4 protein-coding genes are annotated in these 3,943 nt (G+C 69.3%); all 4 read right to left on the bottom strand.

What is annotated here, in order from left to right; translation table 11 throughout:
- The coding region (locus HY68_RS44685; protein ID WP_041983965.1) for a nucleotidyltransferase domain-containing protein at window positions 1–1,101 on the bottom strand (1,101 nt) is incomplete at its 3' end.
- Window positions 1,091–1,429, bottom strand: a complete 339-nt coding sequence (locus HY68_RS02470) for a P-II family nitrogen regulator (protein WP_041983966.1) — start codon at window positions 1,427–1,429, stop codon at window positions 1,091–1,093. The genes HY68_RS02470 and HY68_RS44685, both read right to left, overlap by 11 nt.
- Entirely contained in the window at window positions 1,426–2,706 is a 1,281-nt protein-coding gene (locus HY68_RS02475) for an ammonium transporter (RefSeq protein ID WP_041983967.1), read from the bottom strand. The genes HY68_RS02470 and HY68_RS02475 overlap by 4 nt, the downstream gene beginning before the upstream one ends.
- A 238-nt stretch (window positions 2,707–2,944) precedes the next feature.
- Window positions 2,945–3,943: hypothetical protein (locus HY68_RS02480; protein ID WP_063779607.1), on the bottom strand; the 999-nt coding region annotated here is incomplete at its 5' end.

Genomic DNA, 3,943 nt, shown 5'->3' on the forward strand with positions numbered 1-3,943 from the left:
CGAGGCGGCCGCGAGCCGCCGTACGGCGTGCAGCGAGATCGGGATGCCGGCCTGGGCCGCCGCCGCGGCTGCCCGCAGGGGCAGCACGGGGTCGCGCTCGGGCCGGGCGGCGAGGGCGAGGACGGCTTCGCCGTCCTGCTCCACGACACCGTCGGCGAGCGGGTTGCGCTCGGGTGCCGGTTTGCCGCCGAGCATGGCGCGCAGCCGGGGCCGTACGGAACGGGCGCGCAGGACGCGGTTGACCTCGCGCCAGGTGACGTCGGAGGCGTACGAGATGGTGCGCGCCGCCTCGTAGACCTGGCGCAGCAGTACGTCGGCGTCGAGGAGGCCGAGTTCGGCGGCGACGGGGTCCTGCTCCTGGAGGGCGAGCCGGTCGGTGGCGCGTCCCGTGGTCAGGTGGAGGGCGTCGCGGGCGTCGAGCAGCCGGCGGCGGGCGCCGTCCAGGCCCTCGCGCGGGGCGTCGGCGAGCCAGGAAGCGGCCACGGCGCGCAGCGCTGTGGCGTCGCGCAGCCCGCCGCGGGCCTCCTTGAGGTCGGGCTCCAGCAGGTACTGCAGCTCGCCCTGGCGTTCGGCGCGCTCACGGCACAGCTCGTCGAGTTCGGGGAGGCGTTTGGCGGCGTGGTTGCGCCAGTCGGCGAAGACGGTGGTGCGCAGCTTGGTGAGCAGGCCGAGATCGCCGGCCACATGGCGGGCGTCGAGCAGTCCGAGCTGCACCTTGAGGTCCTCGCCGGCGGTCTTGCGCGCTTCGGCGGGGGTGCGTACGGAGTGGTCGAGGGCGAGCCCGAGGTCCCAGACGGGGTACCAGATCCGGTCGGCGAGCGCGGCGACCGACTCGGCGCTGCCGTCGTGCAGGAGCAGCAGGTCGAGGTCGCTGCGCGGGGAGAGTTCGCCGCGGCCGTAGCCGCCGACGGCGACGAGCGCGACGCCCCGTGCGCCGGTTTCCCTGGCGGCGGTGGTGAAGAGCGCGTTCAGCCAGTCGTCGGTCAGTTTGGCGAGCGCGGCCCGGCGCGGCGGCCCGGACTGCGTCTTCTCCTGGAGAAGACGCAGCCGGGCCGCCGCATAGCCGCTGGGTCCAGCGGTTTCCGGTGCCTCAGAGGGCATCGGGACCGCGTTCGCCGGTACGTACCCGGATGGCCGTCTCCACCGGCACGCTCCAGACCTTGCCGTCACCGATCTTGCCCGTACGTGCGGCCTTCACGATGACTTCGAGCAGTTCCTCGGCGTCGTCGTCACCGACGAGCACCTCGACGCGGATCTTCGGTACGAGATCGACGGTGTACTCCGCACCGCGGTAGACCTCGGTGTGGCCGCGCTGCCTGCCGTACCCGCTGGCTTCCGTGACCGTGAGCCCCTGGACGCCGAAGGCCTGCAGGGCCTCCTTGATCTCGTCCAGCCGGTGTGGCTTCACGACTGCGGTGATGAGCTTCATGCGTCCACCTTCTTGTTCGTCGCCCCGGCCAGCGCGTCGGGCGCCACACCATTCTGACCGTTGGACAGCGATCCGCCCACCGAGCTGAAGTCGTACGCGGACTCCGCGTGGAAGGCCATGTCGACGCCACTGGTCTCTTCGTCCTCGGTGGCCCGGAAGCCGATCGTCTTGTGGACGATCATGGCGAGGATCCAGGAGACCACGAACGAGTAGCCCATCACAGAGAACGCTCCGGCGGCCTGCTTGCCGAGCTGCGAGACACCGCCGACACCGTCGATGGCGAGCACGCCGACGAGCAGGGTACCGATCACACCGCCGACGAGGTGGACACCGACGACGTCGAGCGAGTCGTCGTAGCCCAGCTTGTACTTGAGGCTGACGGCCCAGGAGCAGATGACACCCGCGACGACACCGATGAGCAGCGCGCCGAACGCGTTGACGTTGGCACCGGAGGGCGTGATGGCGACGAGTCCCGCGACCGCGCCGGAGGCGGCACCGAGGGTGGTGAACGCGCCGTGCCGGATCCGCTCGTAGGCGAGCCAGCCGATCATCGCCGCCGCTGTGGCGATCTGCGTGTTGAAGGCCATGAGCGCGGCCGTGCCGTTGGCGGCGAGCGCCGATCCGGCGTTGAAGCCGAACCAGCCGAACCACAGCAGTCCGGCGCCGAGGACGACGAGCGGCAGGCTGTGCGGCCGCATCGGGTCCTTCTTGAAGCCGATGCGCTTACCGACGACAAGGACTGCCGCCAAGCCTCCGATACCGGCGTTGATATGGACCGCCGTACCACCGGCGAAGTCGATCACGCCGAGCTTGAACAGCCATCCGTCGGACTGCCAGACCCAGTGGGCGATCGGGAAGTACACGATGGTGACCCAGAGCGCGATGAACAGCGTCCAGCCGGTGAACTTCACGCGGTCCGCGAGCGCACCGCTCATCAGAGCGGGGGTGAGGACGGCGAACATCAGCTGGAAGAGGGCGAAGGCGAAGACCGGAATGCCGGTCTTTCCGCCGGTCAGCGTGTCCGCTGTGATGCCCTTCATGCCGATGTGGTCCAGGTTGCCGATGAACCCGCCACCGGCGTCGTCGCCGAATGCCAGGGAGTATCCGTAGAGCACCCAGAGCACACTGACGACGCCCAGGGAGATCATCGACATCATGAGCATGTTGAGGGCGCTCTTCACCCGCACCATGCCGCCGTAGAAGAATGCCAAGCCGGGCGTCATTAGCATGACGAGCGCGGCCATGATCAAAACGAATGCGGTATCTGCGCCATTCAAGGCCGGCGTCTCCTCGCGAGTCGGTACGGCCCCTGCCGAGTGTGGGAGGTGTGGGCCGACTGTGTTGAGGAGAATCGCCCAGGGTGGTTTCGGCCAGTGCCGCTCGATGTTTCACGACAGTGACGAAGGCAACCTCTGTGTTACGGGCAGATGAACCGGCCGCGGTACCCACCCTGCGGTCCTGGCGGCGGGGGAGCCGTGTCGGGCTGTACGGGGTGAGCGCCGCGGCCGGAGCTTTTCAGACGGCTTCCGCACTTTCCGGAAGCTGCGCGTTCAGTTCGTCCGTGAGCTCGGTGACCTCGGCCACGCCGCCGAAATCCCTGGCAGCTGTATATACGGTCTTGCGCAGCCGGGTGTTCACCCGTTCCGAGCGGACCTTGCAGGCGATGTCGAGCGCCTGCCGGCCCAGGGCCGCCGACTGCTCGGGCTCCTTCTTGAGCAGATGCACGGTCGCCATGCCAATCAGGTTAAGAGCGTATGACCGTTGATGGTCGTCGTCCTTGGCGAACAGCTCGACGGCGCGCTCCATGACCGGCTCGGCGAGCGACGCGTACGTGGGGCTGCGACCCGCCACATATGCCAGGTCACGGTACGAATGGGCGTTCTCCGCGTTCAGCTCCGCCTCGGAGAAGAACCGGATCCAGTCGGGCTCCCGCTCGCCGTCGCCGCCCGCGTCGGCGAAGGTCTCCTCCGCCATCCGCGCGGCGCGCTTGCACTTGCTGGGCTGGCCCATGTTGGCGTAGGCGCGCGCCTCCATCGCGTAGAGCATCGCCTGGGTGCGCGGCGTCGCACAGTCCCTGCTGCCGTACTGCGCGAGATGGACGAGCTCCAACGCGTCGTCAGGACGGCCGAGATGGATCATCTGACGGCTCATCGACGACAGGACGTACGAGCCGAGCGGCTTGTCGCCGGCCTCCTTCGCCGCGTGCAGCGCGAGGACGAAGTACTTCTGCGCGTTGGGCTGGAGGCCGACGTCGTAACTCATCCAGCCGGCCAGCTCGGCCAGTTCGGCGGCGCAGGTGAACAGCCGCTTCGACGTCGCCTCCGGCTGCGGCTCCTGCAGCAGGTCGGTCACCTCGTGGAGTTGGCCGACGACCGCCTTGCGCCGCAGCCCGCCGCCGCACTGCGCGTCCCACAGCCGGAACATCGCCGTGGTGGACTCCAGCAGTTCCAGCTCGGGCTTGGAGAGCCGCGAAGGGCGCTGCTCGGCCGGGGGCGCCGGCTTCTCCGCCTCCCC

Source organism: Streptomyces sp. AcH 505 (assembly GCF_000818175.1).
Taxonomy (GTDB): Bacteria; Actinomycetota; Actinomycetes; order Streptomycetales; family Streptomycetaceae; genus Streptomyces.

What these genes read in the sequence shown, in the direction of transcription:
- HY68_RS02470 (WP_041983966.1), bottom strand. Translation starts at nt 1,429, where the DNA reads ATGAAGCTCATCACCGCAGTCGTGAAGCCACACCGGCTGGACGAGATC.